Consider the following 20,390-nt stretch of genomic DNA (forward strand, 5'->3'; position numbering starts at 1 on the left):
TGGGCGCCCCCTTAGTTCGCGGCCGGCGCCGACTGTTCGGCCGCAGGCGCCGCGAGCACAGTGTCCGGCGCGACGGTATGGGGCGGCAGCTTCTTCACGATCTTCACCGGCACGTCCGGGCGCAGTTTCATTCCGCCATCGACAACCAGTTGGTCGCCCCCCTTGAGCCCATGGGACACCACCCAGTTATCACCCTGCATCGATGCAAGCTGGAGCGGCCGCGCCTGCGCCTTGCCCGCCGCATCCACCACGAACGCGATGTTCCCCTGCGCGGTCTGCAGCACCGCACGCTGCGGCACAACGATGCCGTTCAGGCGATAGGCACCATGCAGCCGCACCCGCACGAACTGGCCCGGTCGCAAGGCGCCTTTGGCGTTTGGCAACTCGGCGCGGGAAAGGAAGGTACCGGTTTCCTGGCTGAACGATGCATCGGTAAAGGTGAGGCGCCCGGTTTCTTCGAACACCGAGCCATCGGCAAGAATCACCTCAACGCGGAAGTCGCCTTCCTTGGGCGCGCGCACGACACCTTTCTTGACCATCTCGCCGAACTGCAGCGCCTGGTTTTCCGAGATGCTGAAGTTCACCCGCATCGGCGAGAGTGCCGCCACGTAGGTCAGCAGGCTGTTCTGCGTGTCAAGATAGGTGCCCTCGGCCGCTTTCGAGAAACTTGCGAGTCCGGTCACCGGCGAATGGATCGAGGTGTAGGAAAGATTCAGTTCGGCGGTAATCACGCTCGCCTTGGCGGCCTCAACGCCCGCCGCAGCGGCGCGGTACTGACCGATCGCGTCGTCCTTGTCCTTCTGGCTGACCGCGTTCTTTTCCGCAAGCGGCTCGATGCGCTTGCGGTTGGCCTCGGCGGTCACCAGCCGCGCTTCTTCCTGCGCCAACTGGGCCTTTGCCACCTGCACCTGGGCCTCGAAGGGCTTGCGATCAAGCTGGAAGAGCGGCTGCCCCGCCTTGACCATGGCACCTTCGCGATACTCGCGCTTTTCCAAGAAGCCGCTCACGCGCGCACGAATCTCGACCTGGCGCGAACTCTCGGTCTGGCCAACGAACTCCGGCACGACCGGCACGTCCTGAACAACGATTGGCTGCACCGTCACCTCCGGCAACATGCCAGCCGGTGCAGTCGAATCGGTGCGCGAACACGCCGCGAGGAGAAGCCCCAACAGCAGAGGTGCGATGTGCCGCATCGCAGAACGGTTCTGATGACGCATTTATCTGATCCTCAAGGCGATGCCACGGTGCCGCCGTGCGCGGCGGACTGCTGTGGCGATTCAAATACCTGAACGCGCTTGCACTGCGCTCACCCACACACGGCAACCGCTCTGCGGGCCGGCAAAGTGTCTTTCTGTCGTGCCCATCAATCGCACCTACGACCGACTGCGATCCAGAGTCTTCGACCCCACCGCATCAGCGCACCAGCCCCCCACTTGAACGCCGATCTGCCGAGATGGGGCGCGCCAAGCGGGTCTAATTCATCCTCCTTGCCGAAGGCCTGTTTGCCCTCCGCTGCGGCAGGTTCGTGCATCTTGCGCGCCGGGTCAAGATCCACCCACCCTGAATTGCCCTCGCAGGAAACCGAAGCTTCCGGCGCCTTGGGCTCCAGGCTCAGGCGAAGCGGCGGCGCCACTTCCGGGCGGGTCTCGGTATCGGCAGGCCGCATGCTACAACCACTCTGCCAGCGAGATACCGAGTCCGAACGTGGTCTGGCGATGGTTGTAGTCGATCAGCGACTCGCCATAACCTGTGAAGACCTGCAAGTGACCCTTTAGCTTGCCGGTGATCGGCATCGCCCAGTCAAACTGCAGCGAGCCGTGATTCTCGTCGCCGCCACGCAGGCTGTGCCGCCCCACGGCAGAAAAAACGTGCTGCCCGGTCTTGTAGGCTAGGATCAGATCGCCGCGCCCGACGTAGTTCTCGATGTCCGGGTTGTCATCCTTCTCCGGGTCTTCGCTCATGCGGTACCAAGGCCGCACGAGCATCGAGAAACCGCCGCGTTCAAGGCCGGCCTGCGCATAGATGCGATTCCACGAGCGCGACACCACACCGCTTTTGCCGTTCGACTGATGGATCAAGCCCAGGTTCAGCATGCTCATCCGCATGCCAAGGAAGCTTAGATCGGTCCGCCAGGTGTTGATGAGTTCCGGCGCGTAGTTCGTCTCGCGGAATGGTGACGACAAGTCTTTGGTGTAGACCTGCCAGTAGGCTTGCTGGGTATAGCCGAACCACAGATCCCCGTTATCTCCCACCATGTTCTCGAAGGCCTTGACCTTGAAGCTGAGCTGGAACTTCGCCTCGACCGCATCCCACTCCAGTTCATTCACGCCAAACGGCGACAAAGCATCACCAACCGACCCGCGACTGGGCGAAGACGGCGCGCGATTCACTGCGCTCGAGTATTTCACCGGTAGCAAGTAGATCGGCGCATGGAAGCGAAACTGGAAGGTGCCGGTCTTATCTTGCGGCTGCAGTTCCCAGCGTTCTGACAGCACCGAGAACGGCCGCTCGCTTGACGTGGTTGGCGCGCTCGCCGCCACCGGTGCAGCGGCCGCCGGGAACTCGCGGTCGAAACACGCCAGGCGCTTGCCTTGATCAGGCTCACTGGAACACGGATGAGGCGCCGCCTGAGCAAGCGACGCAATGAATAGACAGGGAATCAGAATGCAGCCCAGGCGCGGCATGTCGGGTGTGCTCCAGGTGATTGGTTGCGCAGCGAGCGCGAGCACGAAACGCCGCGTGCCGCGCAAAAGAGTTGGCGCCGAAGGTATCGCGACAATGGCTCTATGCGCGCCCGCAATTCCCCAAAATGGGTATTCCGGCAGATGTTTAACCGTGACTGCGCGCGCTTGATGTGGTTACTGTGCTCGCCGCTGTGCCAGCACGGGGCTCACACCCGTCGCCACCGATCACACGAATAACTACACCGGGCCATCCATGAACATCGACAAAGACCACTTCGCTGCCAACCGTGGCCGGATCAATATTGCGCTTTCGCAATTTACGATTCCGCTGTTCCTGCGGACTTACAAGTTCTTCGAAGGAGACTTCGCCGCGGTCATCGTGCTGGGCGAAATTGCGCATCGGAACATCGAGCAATGGCTCGCAAACGGTGTGAACCAGGAAGCGGATCTGGACGACCCGGCCGTGCGGGCCCGTGCCTACCGCCCCTGCAATGCACTGTCGATTGCCGAAACCTGCGGCATTCCGCGCGAAACCGTGCGCCGAAAGGTCCATGAGCTGATTGCACGGGGCTGGGTTCAGCGCGACGAGAAGGGCCACCTCTACCTCGTTCGCGGCATGAGCGCGGACTTCGACGATCTGACGTTGGAAAGCCTGCGCGCCTTCCTGGATACGGCGGACACGCTGCGTGCCCTGCTCGCCCGAGGGCAGGAACGCTAGGCTCAGGCGAGCCAAACCGCCGCACTCCGGCTAAGGCAGGCCCAGGGCGCGCGCAGCCGCCGACGCAGCGGCCGTGCGGGTTTCCACGCCCAGCTTCTCGAAGATGTGTTCGAGGTGCTTGTTCACGGTGCGCGGGCTCATGCCAAGGATTTCGCCGATGTCGCGATTGGTCTTGCCACGCGCCACCCACAGCAGCACCTCGCTTTCACGGGCGGTCAGTTCGGCGCCGGCGCGCTTGCTCGTACCTGTGCCCGCGGCGGTGAGTGCAAAAACCGTGATGGCCTGGGCCGCCTCGCTGACGCGGCGCGCCTGCAGGCTGCCGTTCGCGAGCCGAAGCGCCGCGCCGGGTGCCTCGCCCTGCCCGCCCAGAAGCCCCGCCAGTTGTGGCGCGATCGGCAGCCCTTCAAGCAGATTCAGGCCGGGCTCCAGCGTACCGAGCAACTGCGTGGCCGCATCGTTGCACCAGAGCAGTTGCGCCGCCTCGTCCACCGCCAGCATGGCATTGCTGCTGGCGTTCACCGCCTCGCGGGTGGCGCGCACCAGGCGCGCGGTACGGGTGTGGGCCTGCAGCCGAGCAATCACCTCCGGCGGAGAAACCGGCTTGGTGACGTAGTCGTTACCGCCAACTGCAAAGCCCCGCACGATGTGTTCGGTTTCACCCAGACCGGTCATGAAGATCACCGGCACGTCTTCACTCTGCTCACGAATCCGCTCGCAGGTTTCAAAGCCATCCATGCCGGGCATCTGCACGTCGAGCAGGATGGCGCCCGGCAGGTGTCTGGCCAGATACGCAAGCGCCAGCTCGCCGCTAGCGGCGGTGTGCACCTGAAGGCCGACGGCCCCCAGTTCGAGCGACAGCAGCGCCAGCGCATCAGCGCTGTCATCTACCAGCAGTACGTCGCAGGCTTCTTCAACTGAATGCATGGTCTTGCAGGGTCTGACTGAGGGTTGCGATCAGCGCGGCATCGTCGCTGCCGATCAGGGGCAGGCAACGCGCCGCCCAGGGTGCGAGGTCCGGGCTGTCTTCGCCCAGTTCTTCAAACCGCGCGCGCAAGGCACGCGGGTAACCGCCCGCAGCCAACGCGAGCAGTTCTCGCAGCACATCGGGGCCGGGCGGGACGATACGCGGTGCGGCCGGCGGCGCCGCGTGCAGCCATTCAAGGCCCAGCGCGCTGCGAACCTGTTCGAGCAAATCCGCCTCGGCAACCGGTTTGGTGACAAACCCATTGCAGCCGCTCTGCGCCCGCGCCTGTTCGGTGTTGTCATGCGCGTTGGCAGATACCATCACGATCGCGAGGCCGCTGTGCCCGGCTTCGCGCAGTTGGCGGCATACCACCCATCCGGTCGTGTCGCGCAGGCTGATATCGAGCAGCAACAAATCCGGCGTGCGCTGGGCCAGCGCAGCCAGGCAGGCGGCACCGCTGTCGACTTCTTCAATCAAGAAACCGAGCGGCTGCAGCATCGCGCGCAGCACCCCACGATGGGCCGCTTCGTCATCCACGATCAGCACATGCTGGCGCCGGCCAAGGTAACCGCTGACCGGCACAGCCAAAGCGCTGACTTCGACATTCGGCAAAGTCGGCAGGTAGAGCCGCACGACAAAGCGGCTGCCCTCGCCCCGCTTGCTGTACAGCTGAATGTCGCCGCCCATCAGCTCGACCAGCAGGCGGGTGATCGTGAGCCCGAGCCCGGTGCCCTCGGCGCCGACCCGTCCGGCACCGCGTTCGAAGGGCTGGAAGATGCGTTCATGCTCGGCCGCGTCGATGCCGACCCCGGTGTCGATCACCTCGATGTGTGCGATCTCGCGCCGGTACCGCACACGCAGGCAGACCTGGCCCTGCTCGGTGAATTTGACGGCGTTGCCTAGCAGGTTGATGAGGATCTGGCGCAAGCGCTTGGGGTCGGCATGCACGCGCTGCGGCAAGTGGCCGCGCGCCTCGTAGTGGAAGGAGAGGCCCGAGCTTTCCGCCAGCGGGCGGAACATCTTGACGATCTCGGTGAAGAATTCCTCAAGGTACAGCCCTTCCTGCTCCAGCCGCAGCTTGCCTGCTTCGATGCGCGACAGGTCGAGCAAGCCATCGACCAGGCTGGCAAGGTGCTCGCCGCTGCGGTGGATGGTGCCGACCGCGTCGCGCAAGGCACCCGCCAGCGCCTGCTGGCGCAAGAGCACCTGCGAATAGCCAAGGATGCTGTTGAGCGGCGAGCGCATCTCGTGGCTCATGCCGGTGACGAAGCGGCTCTTGGCAAGGTTGCCGCTCTCGGCCACTTCCTTGGCTTTTTGCAGGGCCGCGTCCGTCTGGCGGTGGGCGTCGATCTCGCGTTGCAGAAGCTGGTTCTGGCGATCCGACTCTTCCTGCGCGACCAGCCGGCTCTCGTTCGCCAGCACCAGCCACCAGGCGGCCACCGCAGTAAGCAGGAAGATCCCGGCGAACACCTTCCAGAAAAGGGGGGCAAGGTCAGCCGAGGCCGGCCCGCCGGGGTGCAGCAATTCCTGCGCGTAGAGCAACCAGAGCATGGCGCCGAACACGCAGACCATGCCGCCGAGCACCAACGCAAATTGCCCCACGCGCCGCGCCATCGGCAGCGACACCCGATGCGGCCACCAGCCCGCCAGCAGATCGGCCAGTTGCTCGTGCGCGCGCGATCCGGTCTTGCAGCGGTCGCCGCAGCGGGCGTCCAGCGTGCAGCACAGCGAGCAGATCGCGCCGCCGTAGGCCGGGCAATGCGCCATGTCGTCCGCTTCGAACTTGTTGCGGCAGACCGCGCAGCGCAACACCCGGTGACGCGGCCCGAAGTCCACCGGCGCACGCGCAATCGTGTAACGCTGCCGCGTGAGCAGCGAGATCAGTGGCGCCGCCAGCAGCGACACCAGCAAGGCGATGCCGGTGGATGCCGGGCGCCAGCCCTCACCGAACAAGCCCACGTAGGCCGCGACCGAGAGCACCGATGCGATCAGCATCGCCCCGAAGCCCGAGGGGTTGATGTCATACAGGTAGGCGCGGCGAAACTCGATGTTGCGGGGCGACAGGCCCAGCGGCTTGCTGATCACCAGATCGGCCACCACCGCCCCGACCCAGGCCACCGCAAGGTGCGCGTAGAGGCCGAGTACCCGTTCGATCGCCTCGAACACGCCCATCACCATCAGCAGCACCGCGATCAGCACGTTGAAGGCCAGCCACACCACACGCCCCGGATGGCTGTGCGTCAGCCGTGCAAAGAAGTTGGACCAGGCGAGCGACCCGGCGTAGGCGTTGGTGATGTTGATCTTCAACTGCGACACGATGACGAACACGCCCGCAAGGAAGATTGCACCACCGTGATCGCCGACCACCTCGCGGAAGCCGGCCAGGTACATCTGCATGGGTTCGAGCGCGCGCGACAAGGGCAATTCATGCTGCAAGACCAGGAAGGCGAGGAAGGCGCCGCCGACCATCTTGGCTGCGCCCATCAGGATCCAGCCCGGCCCGGCAATGATCACCGCCAGCCACCAGCGCGCCTTGCGGCCAGGCGTGGGCTCGGGCATGAAGCGCAGGAAGTCGACCTGTTCGCCGACCTGCGCGATCAGGGATGCGGCCACCGTGGCCGCCGCGCCGAAGGCGGCCCATGAAAATTCATCGCTGCCGGCGCTGCTGCCGTTGAGCGAGCTGAAGGCGACGAAGGCCTCCGGGTTCTTGATCGCCACCGCGATGAAAGGCAGCACCAGCAGCACCAGCCACACCGGCTGGGTCCACATCTGCAGGCGACTGATCAGGGTGACGCCGTGGGTCACCAGCGGCACCACGATCAAGGCACTGAGCAGGTAGCCCAGCCAGCGAGGCATGTCGAACCATAGCTCGAAGGCCTGCGCCATGATCGCCGCTTCGATGGCGAAGAAGATGAAGGTAAAGCTGGCGTAGATCAGCGAGGTGATCGTCGAGCCGAGATAGCCAAAGCCCGCGCCGCGCGCCAGCAGATCCATGTCGAGCCCGTGGCGCGCCGCGCGATACGCGATCGGCAGGCCGGTGAGGAAGATCACCAGGCTGACCACGGCAATCGCCCACATCGCGTTGGTGAAGCCGTAGCTCAGGGTGATGGCTGCACCAATCGCTTCCAGCGCGAGGAAGGACACTGCACCAAAAGCGGTATTCGCGACGCGGAACTCGCTCCATTTGCGGAAGCTGCGCGGCGTGAAACGCAGCGCGTAATCCTCCAGCGTTTCGTCCGACACCCAGCGGTTGTAGTCCCGCCGCACCTTCATGATGCGCTGTACCGGTTGCGGTCTGGCGACTTCCTGGTCCACCCGTAATCCTTCTGAAACGCGCCTGTTAACGCCTTTGTTCACGCCGGAAGCACGCAAGCGGCGTGCCCGATTGCGTGCAGTCTGTGGTGCCGATTCTGGTGTGCGCAGTGCGTACGCGCAGTACGTCAAATGACTTATTTCGCGTACCCGGCACTGATCCCAAAGTGCGCTCCAACAACGCAGCAAACCACGACCGCCACGGCGGCCAGTGCGGAACAAGAAACCCGGCTGCGTTGCTTTGAAGCCCGCGTTCATCAGGAGAGACCATCATGCGTGACCACGCTTCGCCCAAGCCCCGATCCACCCTTCGCCGCCATCTCATGCAGGGCCTCGTCGCCCTGCCGCTGATCGGGCTGTCTGCAATCGGCCAGGCAGCGCCGCCCGCCACCGCCGTGGTCAACACGACCAAACTGGCGGTCACCGATACCGAAGTCACCGTCGGCCAGTTGCACTCGGCCACCGGCACCATGGCGATCTCGGAGACCGGCTCGATCCAGGCCGAACAACTTGCGATCGACCAGATCAACGCGATGGGCGGCGTGCTCGGCCGCAAGATCAAGGTGATCAAGGAAGACGGCGCCTCCGACTGGCCGACCTTCGCCGAGAAGTCGAAGAAGCTGCTGATCAACGACCGCGTTGCGGCGGTGTTCGGCTGCTGGACATCGGCCTCGCGCAAGGCGGTGCTGCCGATCTTCGAGAAGGAAAACGGGATGCTCTACTACCCCACCTTCTACGAGGGCCTGGAGCAATCCAAGAACGTGATCTACACCGGCCAGGAAGCGACCCAGCAAATCCTCTGGGGCCTCGACTGGGTGGCCAAGGAGAAGAAGGCCAAGACCTACTTCCTCGTGGGTTCGGACTACATCTGGCCGCGTACCTCGATGAAGATCGCGCGCAAGCACATCGAGTCGGTCGCCAAGCTGGGCAAGGTGGTCGGTGAGGAGTACTACCCGCTCGGCCACACCAACTTCAACTCGCTGATCAACAAGATCAAGGTTGCCAAGCCGGATGTGATCTTCATTGCCGTGGTGGGCGGCTCGAACGTGTCCTTCTACAAGCAGCTCAAGGCGGCGGGCGTGACGGCGGCAAAGCAGACCCTGCTGACGATCTCGGTCACCGAAGACGAAGTGCTGGGCATCGGTGGCGAGAACATGGCCGGCTTCTACGCCTCGATGAAGTACTTCCAGTCGCTCGACAACGCCAACAACAAAGCCTTCGTGCAGGCCTTCAAGGCCAAGTACGGCGCCAAGGCAGTGATCGGTGACGTGACGCAAGCGGCCTACCTGGGCCCGTGGCTGTGGAAAGCCGCCGTCGAAAAAGCCGGCAGCTTCGATGTCGACAAGGTTGCCGCCGCCTCGGTGGGTATCGAGTTCAAGGGCGCGCCTGAGGGCTACGTGAAGGTGCATCCGAACCACCACCTGTGGAGCAAGACGCGCATCGGCCAGGCGCAGGCCGACGGCCAGTTCAAGGTGGTTGCCGAATCGCCCGAGCTGATCGAGCCGAATCCCTTCCCCAAGGGCTACCAGTAACAGCCTGACCCGTCACCCCGTGCCACGGCGCGCGGGGTGACGGCCGCCGCGCGAACACGCAAACGCACTTCACTCTGTACTTGGGAGGTAAGCACCATGGCATTCGCCGACATGCTCAACATCGGGATGATGCAAGGCTTCGCAGGGCTTAGCCTGTTCGCGGTGCTGCTGCTGATGGGCCTTGGCCTGGCGATCATCTTTGGCCAGATGGGGGTGATCAACATGGCGCATGGCGAGTTCATGACGCTGGGCGCCTACACCATCTTCCTGTTCTCCACGCTCGCCGAGAGCTTCTTCCCGCAATTCACCCAAAGTTACTTTCTGGTCGCCATCGTCGCGGCCTTCTTTGTCGCCTTTCTCGCGGGCTGGTGCGTCGAGTGGGCCTTGATCCGCCACCTCTACAAGCGCCCGCTCGATACGCTGCTGGCCACCTGGGGCGTATCGCTCGGCATGCAGCAGTGCTTTCGCAGCTTCATCGGCCCCAAGGAAGTCAGCCCCACCCTGCCGGACTGGCTGATGGGCTCGTGGTCGCCGCATGAGGGGCTCGACATCCCGATCAACGGCCTCTTCGTGATGGCCCTGACGCTTGTTGTCACCGGCGGCGTACTGCTGGCGCTCTACAAGTCGCGCTGGGGGCTGCGCGTGCGCGCCACAGTTGCCAACCGCCCGATGGCCAACGCGATCGGCATCAACACCAAGAAGACCGACCGCATGACCTACGCCATCGGCTGCGGCATCGCCGGCGTTGCGGGCGCGGCCTTCACCACGATCGGCTCGACCGGCCCCACCAGCGGCTCGCTCTACATCGTCGATGCCTTCCTGGTGGTGACCTTCGGCGGCGCCGCCAGCCTGCTTGGCACTGTGGCCTCGGCCTTCGGCATCGCGCAGATGCAATCGATCAGCGAGTTCTTCATGACCGGCTCGATGGCCAAGGTGCTCACGCTGATGACCATCGTGGTGATCCTGATGATGCGGCCGCAGGGGCTGTTTGCCTCAAAGATCCGCCACTGAGCGCTGCCCCATGAACCCGCCCGGCGCCCGACCTGCACCGCATTACCGGAGAGACGCATCATGAACAAGATCAAGGCATTCATCGATCAACGTGGCCTCGGCAGCTTCCTCATCCTCGCCGCCCTGATCCTGGTGGTGTTCCCGCTGGCGATGGACATCTTCCGCCTCAACCTCGTCGGCAAGTACCTCACCTACGGCTTCGTCGCGATCGGCCTGGTGATGTGCTGGGGCTACGGCGGCGTGCTGAGCCTGGGCCAGGGGGTGTTCTTCGGCCTCGGCGGCTACGCGATGGCGATGTTCCTCAAGCTCGAAGCGTCCGACCCGATCAGCACCAAGATCCAGTCCACACCGGGCATCCCGGACTTCATGGACTGGAACCAGCTGACCGCGCTGCCGCTGTGGTGGGAACCGTTCAAGTACCTGCCCTTTGCGCTGGTCGCGGTGCTGCTGGTGCCCACGCTGCTGGCCTTCGTGATCAGCTTCGCGATGTTCAAGCGCCGCGTCGGCGGGGTGTATTTCGCGATCATCACGCAGGCGGTTGCGCTGATCATGACCGTGCTGATCATCGGCCAGCAGGGCTACACCGGCGGGGTGAACGGCATCACCGATCTGAAGACCCTGCTCGGCTGGGATATCCGCACCAACAGCGCCAAGTACATCCTCTACTTCGCCAACGCCTTGCTGCTGCTCGGCTGCATCTACTTCTGCCTGTGGGTGCAGAAAAGCAAGTTGGGCACCTTGCTGCTTGCGATGCGCGACAAGGAAGACCGGGTGCGCTTCTCCGGCTACGACGTGTCGATGTTCAAGGTGTTCGCCTTCTGCCTCGCGGCGATGCTCTCGGCAATTGGCGGCGCGATGTTCACGCTGCAGGTCGGCTTCATGTCACCGAGCTTCGTCGGCATCGTGCCGAGTATCGAGATGGTGATCTTTGCCGCGGTGGGTGGGCGCATGTCGCTGATCGGCGCGGTGTACGGCGCCTTGCTGGTGAACTTCGGCAAGACCTACTTTTCCGAGAGCTTCCCCGACCTCTGGCTCTTCCTCATGGCGAGCCTGTTCATCGGCGTGGTGATGGCTTTCCCGAACGGACTCGCGGGGGTCTACACCAGCCACGTCAAGCCCTGGCTTGCGCGCCGCAAAGCCACGCAAGCCAAGTCGCAGGCGCTTGCGGTGCCGCCGGCAGACAACCCGCCGCCGGCCAGCCCCCCGCCTGCCAAAGAGGCTGAAGTCCCCGGCCTGATCCGCGCCACTTGATCGCTTGCCTGATCGCATTCCTGCTCGTTGAAGGGAGTCTCACATGAGCAATACCGACTTCGTACTCGCGGTGGAAGACCTGACCGTTTCCTTCGATGGCTTCAAGGCGATCGACGCACTGAACCTGTATGTCGACAAGGGTGAGCTGCGCGTGATCATCGGCCCCAACGGCGCCGGCAAGACCACGCTGCTCGATCTGATCTGCGGCCGCACCGCGGCCAGCGCCGGCAGCATCAAGTTCAAGAACGTCGAGATGACGCGCCTGGCCGAATACAAGCGCGTGCGCTCCGGCATCGGCCGCAAGTTCCAGACGCCTTCGATCTACGAAAACCTCAGCGTGTTCCAGAACCTTGAAGTGTCCTTCCCGCGCGGCCGGGGCGTGTTCGGCGCGCTCGCCTTCAAATGCGATCAGGAAGTGCGCGACCAGGTGCAGAGCGTGGCCAACGAGATCGGCCTTGGCGAATTGCTCGACATGGAAGCCGGCCTGCTCTCGCACGGCCAGAAGCAGTGGCTGGAGATCGGCATGTTGCTGATGCAGGACCCGGAGCTGCTGATGCTCGACGAACCGATCGCCGGCATGAGCGCACGCGAGCGCGAGCTGACCGCCGACCTGCTCAAACGCATCTGCAAGAACCGCTCGATGATCGTGATCGAGCACGACATGGCCTTCGTTGCGCAGATCGCCCACAAGGTCACCGTGATGCACCAGGGAAAGATCCTCGCCGAGGGCTCGATGGAGAAAGTCCAGCAAGACCCCAAGGTCATCGACGTCTATCTGGGGCACTGAGCGTGGTGATGACCCTGCAAGCGCTTTACCGCGAAGGCGCGAAGGCGACGCGAAGTGCCACGAAGAAGGACTTGGGCGCCTCGTCTTGTCTGTTGCATCGGCTTTGCTTTGCGGCCCTTCGCGCGCCCTTCGCGCCTTCGTGGTCAATCTTCAGATCCAAGGAGTAGTGCAATGCTCAACGTATCCGATCTCGTCGTGTGTTACGGCCAGAGCGAAGCCCTGCATGGGATCTCGTTCGAAGCCAACAAGAACGAAACCGTGGCGATCATGGGCCGCAACGGCATGGGCAAGACCACGCTGTTCAAATCGCTGATGGGCGTGCTGCCCACCCGCAGCGGCTCGATCCAGGTGGCCGGCAAAGAAGTCTCGAAAGACGAGAGCTATCGCCGCGTCGCCAAGGGCATCGCCTATGTGCCGCAAGGCCGGATGATTTTCCCCACCTTGTCGGTCGAAGAAAACATCCAGACCGGGCTGGAGAACGCCGCCGTCAAGAAAGTGCCGGACGAGATCTACGCGCTCTTCCCGGTGCTGTGGGAAATGCGCCGCCGCAAGGGCGGCAACCTCTCGGGCGGCCAGCAGCAACAGCTGGCGATCGCACGCGCGCTGGTCACCGATCCGAAGGTACTGCTGCTCGACGAACCGACCGAGGGCATCCAGCCTTCGATCATCAAGGACATCGCCAAGGCGCTCAACGAGATCCGCAAGATGCGCGAGATCACGATCGTCGTCTCGGAGCAGGTGCTCAGCTTTGCGATGGATGTGGCCGACCGCCTCTTCGTCATCGAAGGCGGGCGCCTGGTTCACGAGAGCCCGCGCGCCAGCACCGACGTTGCCCACATCAAGCAGTTCCTGTCGGTGTAGCCAGCAGGGCTGCGCAGTCAATCCAGCGTTTTCATCGGGAGTTCCGGGGGCGGCCCCCGCGCCGCGCCCGCTTATCAAGGAGGTGTGCCATGCCTGAAACACTCATCAAAGTCGACCTGAAGCAGTCGCCCTACGAGAACGAGAACATCCACAACCGCTGGCATCCGGATATCCCGATGGCCTGCTGGGTCAAGCCCGGAGACGACTTCGTGCTGGAGACCTACGACTGGACTGGCGGCTACATCCAGAACAACGACAGCGCGGACGACGTGCGCGACGTCGATCTTTCCACGGTGCACTTCCTCTCGGGGCCCGTTGGTGTTCACGGCGCCGAGCCGGGCGACCTGCTGGTGGTCGAGCTGCTCGACATCGGCGCCAAGCAGGACAGCCTGTGGGGCTTCAACGGCTTCTTCTCGAAGAACAACGGTGGCGGCTTCCTTGTTGATCACTTTCCGCAGGCGCAGAAGTCGATCTGGGACATCGAGGGCATGTTCACCAAGAGCCGCCATGTGCCCGGCGTGCGCTACGCGGGCCTGATCCACCCCGGCCTGATCGGCTGCCTGCCTGATCCGAAGATGCTGGAAACCTGGAACACGCGCGAAGTGGACTTCATTGCCACCCAGCCCGATCGCGTGCCGCCGCTCGCCAACCCGCCGTTCGCCAAGACGGCGCACGCCGGCAAGGCCAAGGGCGAGGTCGCTGCGAAGATTGCCGCCGAAGGCGCCCGCACCGTGCCGCCGCGCGAACACGGCGGCAACTGCGACATCAAGGATCTGTCGCGCGGCTCGAAGATCTTCTTCCCGGTCTACGTCGAAGGCGCTGGTCTCTCGGTCGGCGATCTGCACTTCTCGCAGGGTGACGGCGAGATCAGCTTCTGCGGCGCGATCGAGATGGCCGGCTGGGTGCACATGAAGGTATCGCTGCTCAAGGGCGGCATGGCCAAGTACGGCATCAAGAACCCGATCTTCAAGCCCAGCCCGATCACGCCCAAGTACGACGACTACCTGATCTTCGAAGGCATCTCGGTGGACGAGTACGGCAAGCAGCACTACCTCGATGTGCACGTTGCCTATCGGCAGGCCTGCCTCAACGCGATCGAGTACCTCAAGAAGTTCGGCTACTCCGGCGCGCAGGCGTACTCGATCCTCGGCACCGCGCCTTGCCAGGGCCACATCAGCGGCGTCGTCGACATCCCCAACGCCTGCGCCACGCTGTGGCTGCCGACCGACATCTTCGAGTTCGACATCAACCCGAGCGCTGCCGGGCCGGTGAAGTACCTCGATGGCTCGATCGACATGCCGATCTCGCCCGACCTGTAAGCGCATGAGGCCCTCTCCGCGCCGCGGAGAGGGCAAGTCCCACGGATCAGGAGTTGTGCCATGCCTCTCTACGACTACGAGTGCCCGGACTGCGGCGGTTTCGAGACCCTGCGCAGCATCGCCAGCCGCGACGCCCCCACCTTCTGCCCGCGCTGCGGCACGCGTGCCACACGGGTACAAACCCTGCCCGCACTTTCGCTGATGGACGGCAGCATCCGCACCGCCCACGCCACCAACGAACGCGCGCGCCACGAACCCAAGCGTTCAAGCACGCATGTTCATGGGCCCGGCTGCGGTTGCGGAAGCGGTGTCAGCAAAAGCACCGTCAAAGCGGCCGACGGCAGCAAGACCTTTCCGAGCAAACGGCCATGGATGATCAGCCACTAGCCGCACACAAGCAGCCGCCGCTGGCACTGGCGCTGGGCTAAAGCCCTGCCCCCCAGCGGGTCTGCAAGCCCATCGTGTAGAGGCTCATGTTGTTGCCGGTGCGGGCGTAGAGGCCGTTACTCGCGGCCAGCTTGAGCGAGAGATAGCGGCTCAGCGGCATGGCAAAGGTCGCGCCAAGGCGCCAGTTCTCTTGCAAGTCGTTGCCTTCCTGGCCGTTGATGATGGTGCGCCCGCCCTGATAGTAGCTGGCGCTCAGGGATGCCCACGCGCCCGCTGAGAAGTTGTAGACGGTGTGCGCCTGCAGCGAGTAGAGCGGGTCCTGCTTGCGCTCGGAGCCACCGAAGAAGTCGGAATTGGTGGTGTAGAACACCGTTGCGGCGGCCAGTTCCAGGACCATCGGCCCGAAGGCTTTCGACAGCCCGATCTCGGGTTTGATCGTCCAGCGATTGCCGCTGAGGTTGACCGCTTTCTGATTGTCATAGGCACCGGTTGGGGCCGACACCTCGACGCTGGCACCAACGATCAGGTCCTGCCGATAGTTGCGGAAGTCGGCCAAGGAAAGCGCTGGCGCCCCAAGCAGGTGATACGACACGCGGAAGAGCGAATCCGCCAGCCCCTGCTGCGAGCGCTCGATCGGCTGGCCTGCGAAACTGGCCGATCCGGACAGCGATGCAAACGGCTGCACGAAATCCACCCGGCCGGTCTGGCCTGCCATCTCGAAAACCCGGGTGTAAGCGAGAAACGAACTGACGATATTGAGCTCAGGATCCTTCACCGGCAGCGCCGGGTCGAAGGCAATGCCGCCTTTCGAATAGCCAAGCCCCAGAATGGCGAAGTTCATGCCGACCGGGGCGTTGGAATAGTTGCGTGGCTCGATCGACTGCGCGAAGGCGCCACGACACGCGAACGCACACAGCCCGATCGCCCAGGCTCTGGCTGGCCACCCCGCGCTGCGCCGGCGTGCCAAAGGCGCCGGCTTATCGCCGCTCTTCATGCAGATCCTCTCGATTCTCGTCATCGCACCGGACATCCGTCGGGCATGCCCAAATCAATTGTTGTAAATGATCTCGACTGACTCGGGGCGCAGCCAGTCACGCAGCATTTCGAGCAGGGGCTCTTCAAGTCGCACGCGCCAGTTCTGGCCCAAGGGCAAGTCGGCCTCGGCGGCCGCATTGCGATAGTGCAGGCGGATCGGGCAGCCCACCGCGCCCTCTTCGCTCTGCCGATACTGCATCAGCAGCGCCTGCAGCCGCTCGGCGCTCTCTCGCGCACTGGCATTGCCAACCAGTTCGCTGTTGATGTCCAGCCGCAAGGTGCGCGCGAAACGCGCACGCGCCTCGCCCAGCGTCATCAGCTTGTCGGCAATGATGCGCAGGCCGCCGGTGAAATCGTCGTGGCTGACCTTGGCTTCGACGATCAGCACTTCGTCCTGCACGATGCGCGCCTTGTTGGCCTCCAGCACCTCGGCAAAGACGGACACCTCAAGCTGCGCGGTGCCGTCGTCAAGTTGCACGAAACACATCTTGCCGCGGTTGCCAATCTTGATCCGTTGGCCCGAGACCACGCCGGCAAACACCTGTGGTTCCTTCTGCGGTTCGAGCCGCGCGAGCGGCTTGCGGATGAAGCGCGCCACCTCGGCCTTGAAGGCGTTGTAGGGGTGGCCAGAGAGGAAGAAGCCGATCGCGGTCTTCTCCTCCATCAACTGCTCGCGTTCCTTCCAGGGGCGTGCCTCGACATACTGGATCGCCTGCGATTCGGCATGCTCCGGGGCGTCGAACAGCCCGACCTGCGCCGCATTCGCCGCCGCCTGCTCGGCCGCTTCCATCGCGATGCCCACCGAGGCGACCAGGCGTGCGCGGTGCGGATCGAGCGTATCGAAGGCACCGGCACGGATCAGCGCTTCCACCACGCGGCGGTTCACCGCGCGGCGATCGACCCGCTTGCAGAAATCGAACAGATCCTTGAACGGGCCATCGGCGCGGCGCGCGGCAAGAATCGCGTTCACCGCCGGTTCGCCCACGCCTTTGACACCGCCCAGGCCGTAGCGGATGGTCTTGGCATCGGTCGGCTCGAAGCGGTATTCCGAGGCATTCACATCCGGCGGCAACACCTTGATGCCGTTGGCCACGGTGTCTTCGAAGAAGATCTTCACCGTGTCGGTGTTGTCCATATCCACCGACATGGTGGCTGCCATGAAGGCCGCGCAGTGGTGCGCCTTGAGCCAGGCGGTGTGATAGGTGACAACGGCATACGCGGCGGTGTGCGACTTGTTGAAGCCGTACTCCGCGAACTTGGTCATCAGGTCGAACAGGCGTTCGGCCAGTTCGGGGTCGTAGCCCTGCTTCTTGGCGCCTTCCGCGATCGTCTCGCGGTGCTTGGCCATCTCTTCGGGCTTCTTCTTGCCCATCGCCCGCCGCAGCATGTCGGCGCCACCGAGCGTGTAGCCGCCGATGATCTGCGAGATCTGCATCACCTGTTCCTGATACACGATCACGCCGTAGGTGGGCGACAGACAACCTTCAAGGGCCGGGTGGTAGTAGTCGATCGCCTGCTGGCCCTTTTTCCGCAGGATGAAGTCGTCCACCATGCCGGAGCCGAGCGGCCCCGGTCGGTAGAGCGCGAGCACCGCGATGATGTCTTCGAAGCGGTCGGGCCCGAGCTTCTTCAGAAGCTTCTTCATGCCGTCCGATTCAACCTGGAAGATCGCGGTGGTGTTCGCGTCTTTCAGGATCTGGTAGGCGGCCGGGTCTTCGAAGCCCAGGCTCATCAGGTCGATGTTCTGGCCGGTGAGCCGCTCGATGTATTCGAGCGCGAGCTTGATGATGGTGAGGTTTCGCAGGCCGAGGAAGTCGAACTTCACCAGGCCGACCTGCTCCACGTCGTCCTTGTCGAACTGCGATACCGGCGAGGCGTCTTCGCCATCGGCGATATACAGCGGGCAGAAGTCGGTGAGCTTGCCCGGTGCGATCAGCACGCCGCCGGCGTGCATGCCGACGCCGCGCGTCATGCCTTCGAGCGGCAGCGCAAGCTCCCACAGCTCGCGGATCGATTCGCCATCGCCCGGGTCGTCCATCATCTCCCTGATCGACGGCTCCTGCTCCAGCGCTTCTTCCAGCGACACCGGCTTGTTCTGCACCACCGGGATCGCTTTCGAGAGCCGGTCGCACATGCCGTAAGGCAGATCGAGCACACGGCCGACGTCGCGCACCACCGCCTTCGAGGCCATGGTGCCGAAGGTGGCGATCTGGCTCACCGCGTCCTTGCCGTAGCGCTCGCGCACATACTCGATCACGCGCCAGCGGTTGTCCTGGCAGAAGTCGATGTCGAAGTCGGGCATCGACACCCGTTCCGGGTTCAGGAAGCGCTCGAACAGCAGTGCGTAGGCGGTCGGGTCGATGTCGGTGATCTTGAGCGAATACGCGACCAACGAGCCGGCACCGGAACCGCGCCCCGGCCCCACCGGCACGCCGTTGTTCTTGCCCCACTGGATGAAGTCCGCAACGATCAGGAAGTAGCCCGGGAAGCCCATCTGGATGATGGTGTCGGTCTCGAACTTCAGGCGTGCCTCGTAGCGCGGGCGTTCGCGCTCGCGATCCTCGGGGTGCGGGTAGAGCTGCAGCAGACGGTCTTCAAGCCCGCGCTTGGCTTCGGCGACGAGGAAGTCGTCGAGCGTCATGCCATCGGGCGTCGGGAACTGCGGCAGGAAGTTCTTGCCCAGCGTGATCGTCAGCGAGCAGCGGCGTGCGATCTCGACCGAGTTTTCAAGCGCCTCCGGGATATCCGCAAACAGCTCGGCCATCTCGGCCTGCGTCTTGAAGTACTGGTCTTCGGTGAACAGCTTGGGCCGGCGGGTATCGGCCAGCACATAGCCTTGCGAAATGCAGACCCGCGCCTCGTGCGCCTTGAAGTCTTCCCGCTTGAGGAACTGCACCGGGTGGGTGGCCACCACCGGCAGCTCGAATTCGGCGGCCAGCACCAGCGCCTGGCGGATGTAGCTCTCGGTGCCCGGATGCCCGGCGCGCTGCACTTCGATGTAGAAACTGTCGGGGAACTGGCGCTTCCAGTCACCCAGCAGGCGGCGGGCCGATTCAATATTGCCGGCAGCGATTGCGGCACCCACGTCGCCCAGCATGGCGCCGGAAAGGCAGATCAGCCCCGACACCGCGCCTTCGTTGAACCACTCGCGGCGCATCTCGGCACGCCCGCGGTGCTGGTTCTCCAGGAAAGAGCGCGTCACCAGTTCGCAAAGCTGGCCAAAGCCCGCGCGGTGCTTGCACAGCAGCATCACCCGGAAGGGTTTGTCGCGATCGGCGTCGTTGGTGATCCAGGCGTCAACAGCAATGATCGGCTTCACCCCCGCGCCTCGGCAGCCCTTATAGTGCTTGACCATGCCGAAGAGGTTGGCAAGGTCCGAAATACCCAGCGCGGGCATGCCATCGGCCGCGGCCGCCTTGATTGCATCGTCGATCCGCACGATGCCGTCCTCGATCGAGAATTCGGTGTGCAGGCGCAGGTGAACAAAGGCGGGGGCGTGTGGGGCGATCGAAGCGGCAGTCATGGGCAGATTTTACCCGTCGCAGCCCGGTAAACCCGCACGCGCAGTCTGTGCGCCGGAAGATCGCTCGCCTGGCCGCGCCGCAAAGCCGCGAATCGTGCGGCAGAGGGGGCCTTCAGGTGCTTGAATACAAAACCGGAGGCTCACACTACCTGCTCGCACACATGAAAGGCGGCGATGTGTGGGTAATGAACCCGGACGGCGGCAGCGACACGCGGCAACCCGATTTGTTCGCATGGGTGAATGGCCCGCCCGCCAGCATCGCCACGATCGGTGGGGTGAAACACATCTTCAGCGGCATTTTCGTGCAGGTGAGCTGATCACACCCCGCGCGAGGCCGTGACGCCCGTCAGGGCTGCGGTGTGCACGGAACCGGCGTGCGCGGCATGCGCCTGCTACCCTGAGAAGTGCGATCCCGATCGCATTGGCGGGCAAAGCGGTTACGAACCGTCAATCACTTCTGCATTGAAGGAGAACGCTCATGCTTCAAAGCTATAGAAAAGCCGCCGGCCACATCATGCTGGCCCTTGCATTGCTGGCAGGAGGCCCGGCATTTGCTGCCGACGCAAAGCAGCCGGTCGGCAAAGTCTCGATCGAAGAAAAGCAGTTCGGCCTGATTCTGGGCGGCAGTTCGGGCACCGGCACATTGACCTTTCAGGGCAAGAAGCACAGCTTCAAGCTGGGCGGGATGAGTGTGGGCCTGAACGCGGGCGCTTCGAAGATGAGTGCAGTCGGCAACGTCTATGAACTGACCGATATCGCGCAGTTCCCCGGCACCTATACCAAGCTTGACGCAAGCGTCGCTCTGGGCGGCGGCGTGGGGGCCATTCAGCTCAAGAACGAAAACGGCGTAATCATGACCCTGACCTCGCGCACCAAGGGGCTGGACGTCAATCTGGGCAAGATCACCGGACTGACCATCAAGATGGAGTAAAGCGCAGCCGGCACACGCGCGGGGCGCCGGCCGTTCATCGAAAGCAAGCCGGCCTGCCTTGCAAGAAACGCCAAG

General features: G+C 63.9%; 16 protein-coding genes. 10 read left to right on the plus strand and 6 right to left on the minus strand.

The features are described from left to right. Nucleotides 1-11 precede the first annotated feature (11 nt). Entirely contained in the window at nucleotides 12-1,217 is a 1,206-nt protein-coding gene (locus OPU71_RS11820) for an efflux RND transporter periplasmic adaptor subunit (protein ID WP_267728181.1), read from the minus strand. A 450-nt stretch (nucleotides 1,218-1,667) separates the two neighbouring features. After that, the gene (locus OPU71_RS11825) at nucleotides 1,668-2,729 is read right to left on the minus strand and encodes a phospholipase A (RefSeq protein WP_267728182.1); all 1,062 of its coding nucleotides are present in this window, start codon (nucleotides 2,727-2,729) and stop codon (nucleotides 1,668-1,670) included. Nucleotides 2,730-2,937: 208 nt separating this feature from the next. On the opposite strand from OPU71_RS11825, the gene OPU71_RS11830 reads away from it, so the two are divergent. Next, entirely contained in the window at nucleotides 2,938-3,402 is a 465-nt protein-coding gene (locus OPU71_RS11830; protein ID WP_267728183.1) for a hypothetical protein, read from the plus strand. 30 nt (nucleotides 3,403-3,432) lie between these two features. On the opposite strand, the gene OPU71_RS11835 is transcribed toward OPU71_RS11830, so the two are convergent. Both OPU71_RS11835 and OPU71_RS11840 read right to left on the minus strand, forming a co-directional pair. Continuing rightward, entirely contained in the window at nucleotides 3,433-4,326 is an 894-nt protein-coding gene (locus OPU71_RS11835) for a response regulator (RefSeq protein ID WP_267728184.1), read from the minus strand. Next, nucleotides 4,313-7,681 (minus strand): ATP-binding protein, encoded by a 3,369-nt coding sequence (locus OPU71_RS11840; protein ID WP_267728185.1) that lies wholly within the window; start codon nucleotides 7,679-7,681, stop codon nucleotides 4,313-4,315. Before OPU71_RS11840 ends, OPU71_RS11835 begins: the two co-directional genes overlap by 14 nt. Before the next feature lie 269 nt (nucleotides 7,682-7,950). On the opposite strand from OPU71_RS11840, the gene urtA reads away from it, so the two are divergent. The 7 genes from urtA to OPU71_RS11875 all read left to right on the plus strand — a co-directional run bounded on the left by urtA (nucleotide 7,951) and on the right by OPU71_RS11875 (nucleotide 14,826). After that, entirely contained in the window at nucleotides 7,951-9,210 is a 1,260-nt protein-coding gene (gene urtA / locus OPU71_RS11845; protein WP_267728186.1) for an urea ABC transporter substrate-binding protein, read from the plus strand. A 96-nt stretch (nucleotides 9,211-9,306) separates the two neighbouring features. Beyond that, on the plus strand, nucleotides 9,307-10,221 hold the full coding sequence (gene urtB / locus OPU71_RS11850; protein WP_267728187.1) for an urea ABC transporter permease subunit UrtB: 915 nt from the start codon (nucleotides 9,307-9,309) through the stop codon (nucleotides 10,219-10,221). Between the two features lie 60 nt (nucleotides 10,222-10,281). Further along, a complete protein-coding gene (gene urtC, locus OPU71_RS11855; RefSeq protein ID WP_267728188.1) occupies nucleotides 10,282-11,472 on the plus strand; it encodes an urea ABC transporter permease subunit UrtC in 1,191 nt (396 codons plus the stop codon). Between the two features lie 43 nt (nucleotides 11,473-11,515). Beyond that, nucleotides 11,516-12,259, plus strand: a complete 744-nt coding sequence (gene urtD, locus OPU71_RS11860) for an urea ABC transporter ATP-binding protein UrtD (protein ID WP_267728189.1) — start codon at nucleotides 11,516-11,518, stop codon at nucleotides 12,257-12,259. Nucleotides 12,260-12,430: 171 nt separating this feature from the next. Then, a complete protein-coding gene (urtE, locus tag OPU71_RS11865) occupies nucleotides 12,431-13,120 on the plus strand; it encodes an urea ABC transporter ATP-binding subunit UrtE (RefSeq protein WP_267728190.1) in 690 nt (229 codons plus the stop codon). A gap of 89 nt (nucleotides 13,121-13,209) precedes the next feature. Beyond that, nucleotides 13,210-14,439, plus strand: a complete 1,230-nt coding sequence (gene fmdA, locus OPU71_RS11870) for a formamidase (RefSeq protein ID WP_267728191.1) — start codon at nucleotides 13,210-13,212, stop codon at nucleotides 14,437-14,439. Nucleotides 14,440-14,499: 60 nt separating this feature from the next. Further along, entirely contained in the window at nucleotides 14,500-14,826 is a 327-nt protein-coding gene (locus tag OPU71_RS11875; RefSeq protein WP_267728192.1) for an FmdB family zinc ribbon protein, read from the plus strand. A 37-nt stretch (nucleotides 14,827-14,863) separates the two neighbouring features. Here OPU71_RS11875 and OPU71_RS11880 read toward each other — a convergent pair whose 3' ends face one another. Beyond that, nucleotides 14,864-15,820 (minus strand): transporter, encoded by a 957-nt coding sequence (locus tag OPU71_RS11880; protein ID WP_267728193.1) that lies wholly within the window; start codon nucleotides 15,818-15,820, stop codon nucleotides 14,864-14,866. A 54-nt stretch (nucleotides 15,821-15,874) separates the two neighbouring features. Next, nucleotides 15,875-19,384 (minus strand): DNA polymerase III subunit alpha, encoded by a 3,510-nt coding sequence (dnaE, locus tag OPU71_RS11885; RefSeq protein WP_267728194.1) that lies wholly within the window; start codon nucleotides 19,382-19,384, stop codon nucleotides 15,875-15,877. Nucleotides 19,385-19,500: 116 nt separating this feature from the next. Between dnaE and OPU71_RS11890 the strand changes: the two genes are divergently transcribed. Both OPU71_RS11890 and OPU71_RS11895 read left to right on the plus strand, forming a co-directional pair. Beyond that, complete coding sequence (locus tag OPU71_RS11890; RefSeq protein WP_267728195.1) at nucleotides 19,501-19,701, plus strand: hypothetical protein; 201 nt, start codon at nucleotides 19,501-19,503, stop codon at nucleotides 19,699-19,701. Nucleotides 19,702-19,862: 161 nt separating this feature from the next. After that, nucleotides 19,863-20,315, plus strand: coding sequence for an EipA family protein (locus OPU71_RS11895; protein ID WP_267728196.1), 453 nt, complete (start codon nucleotides 19,863-19,865; stop codon nucleotides 20,313-20,315). Nucleotides 20,316-20,390: the final 75 nt, after the last annotated feature.

This window comes from Niveibacterium sp. 24ML (assembly GCF_026586805.1).
Classification (GTDB): Bacteria; Pseudomonadota; Gammaproteobacteria; order Burkholderiales; family Rhodocyclaceae; genus Niveibacterium.

What these genes read in the sequence shown, in the direction of transcription:
- urtD (WP_267728189.1), top strand. Translation starts at nt 11,516, where the DNA reads ATGAGCAATACCGACTTCGTACTCGCGGTGGAAGACCTGACCGTTTCC.
- urtE (WP_267728190.1), top strand. Translation starts at nt 12,431, where the DNA reads ATGCTCAACGTATCCGATCTCGTCGTGTGTTACGGCCAGAGCGAAGCC.
- OPU71_RS11830 (WP_267728183.1), top strand. Translation starts at nt 2,938, where the DNA reads ATGAACATCGACAAAGACCACTTCGCTGCCAACCGTGGCCGGATCAAT.
- fmdA (WP_267728191.1), top strand. Translation starts at nt 13,210, where the DNA reads ATGCCTGAAACACTCATCAAAGTCGACCTGAAGCAGTCGCCCTACGAG.
- urtC (WP_267728188.1), top strand. Translation starts at nt 10,282, where the DNA reads ATGAACAAGATCAAGGCATTCATCGATCAACGTGGCCTCGGCAGCTTC.
- dnaE (WP_267728194.1), bottom strand. Translation starts at nt 19,384, where the DNA reads ATGACTGCCGCTTCGATCGCCCCACACGCCCCCGCCTTTGTTCACCTG.
- OPU71_RS11835 (WP_267728184.1), bottom strand. Translation starts at nt 4,326, where the DNA reads ATGCATTCAGTTGAAGAAGCCTGCGACGTACTGCTGGTAGATGACAGC.
- OPU71_RS11895 (WP_267728196.1), top strand. Translation starts at nt 19,863, where the DNA reads ATGCTTCAAAGCTATAGAAAAGCCGCCGGCCACATCATGCTGGCCCTT.
- OPU71_RS11880 (WP_267728193.1), bottom strand. Translation starts at nt 15,820, where the DNA reads ATGAAGAGCGGCGATAAGCCGGCGCCTTTGGCACGCCGGCGCAGCGCG.
- OPU71_RS11875 (WP_267728192.1), top strand. Translation starts at nt 14,500, where the DNA reads ATGCCTCTCTACGACTACGAGTGCCCGGACTGCGGCGGTTTCGAGACC.
- urtB (WP_267728187.1), top strand. Translation starts at nt 9,307, where the DNA reads ATGGCATTCGCCGACATGCTCAACATCGGGATGATGCAAGGCTTCGCA.
- urtA (WP_267728186.1), top strand. Translation starts at nt 7,951, where the DNA reads ATGCGTGACCACGCTTCGCCCAAGCCCCGATCCACCCTTCGCCGCCAT.
- OPU71_RS11820 (WP_267728181.1), bottom strand. Translation starts at nt 1,217, where the DNA reads ATGCGTCATCAGAACCGTTCTGCGATGCGGCACATCGCACCTCTGCTG.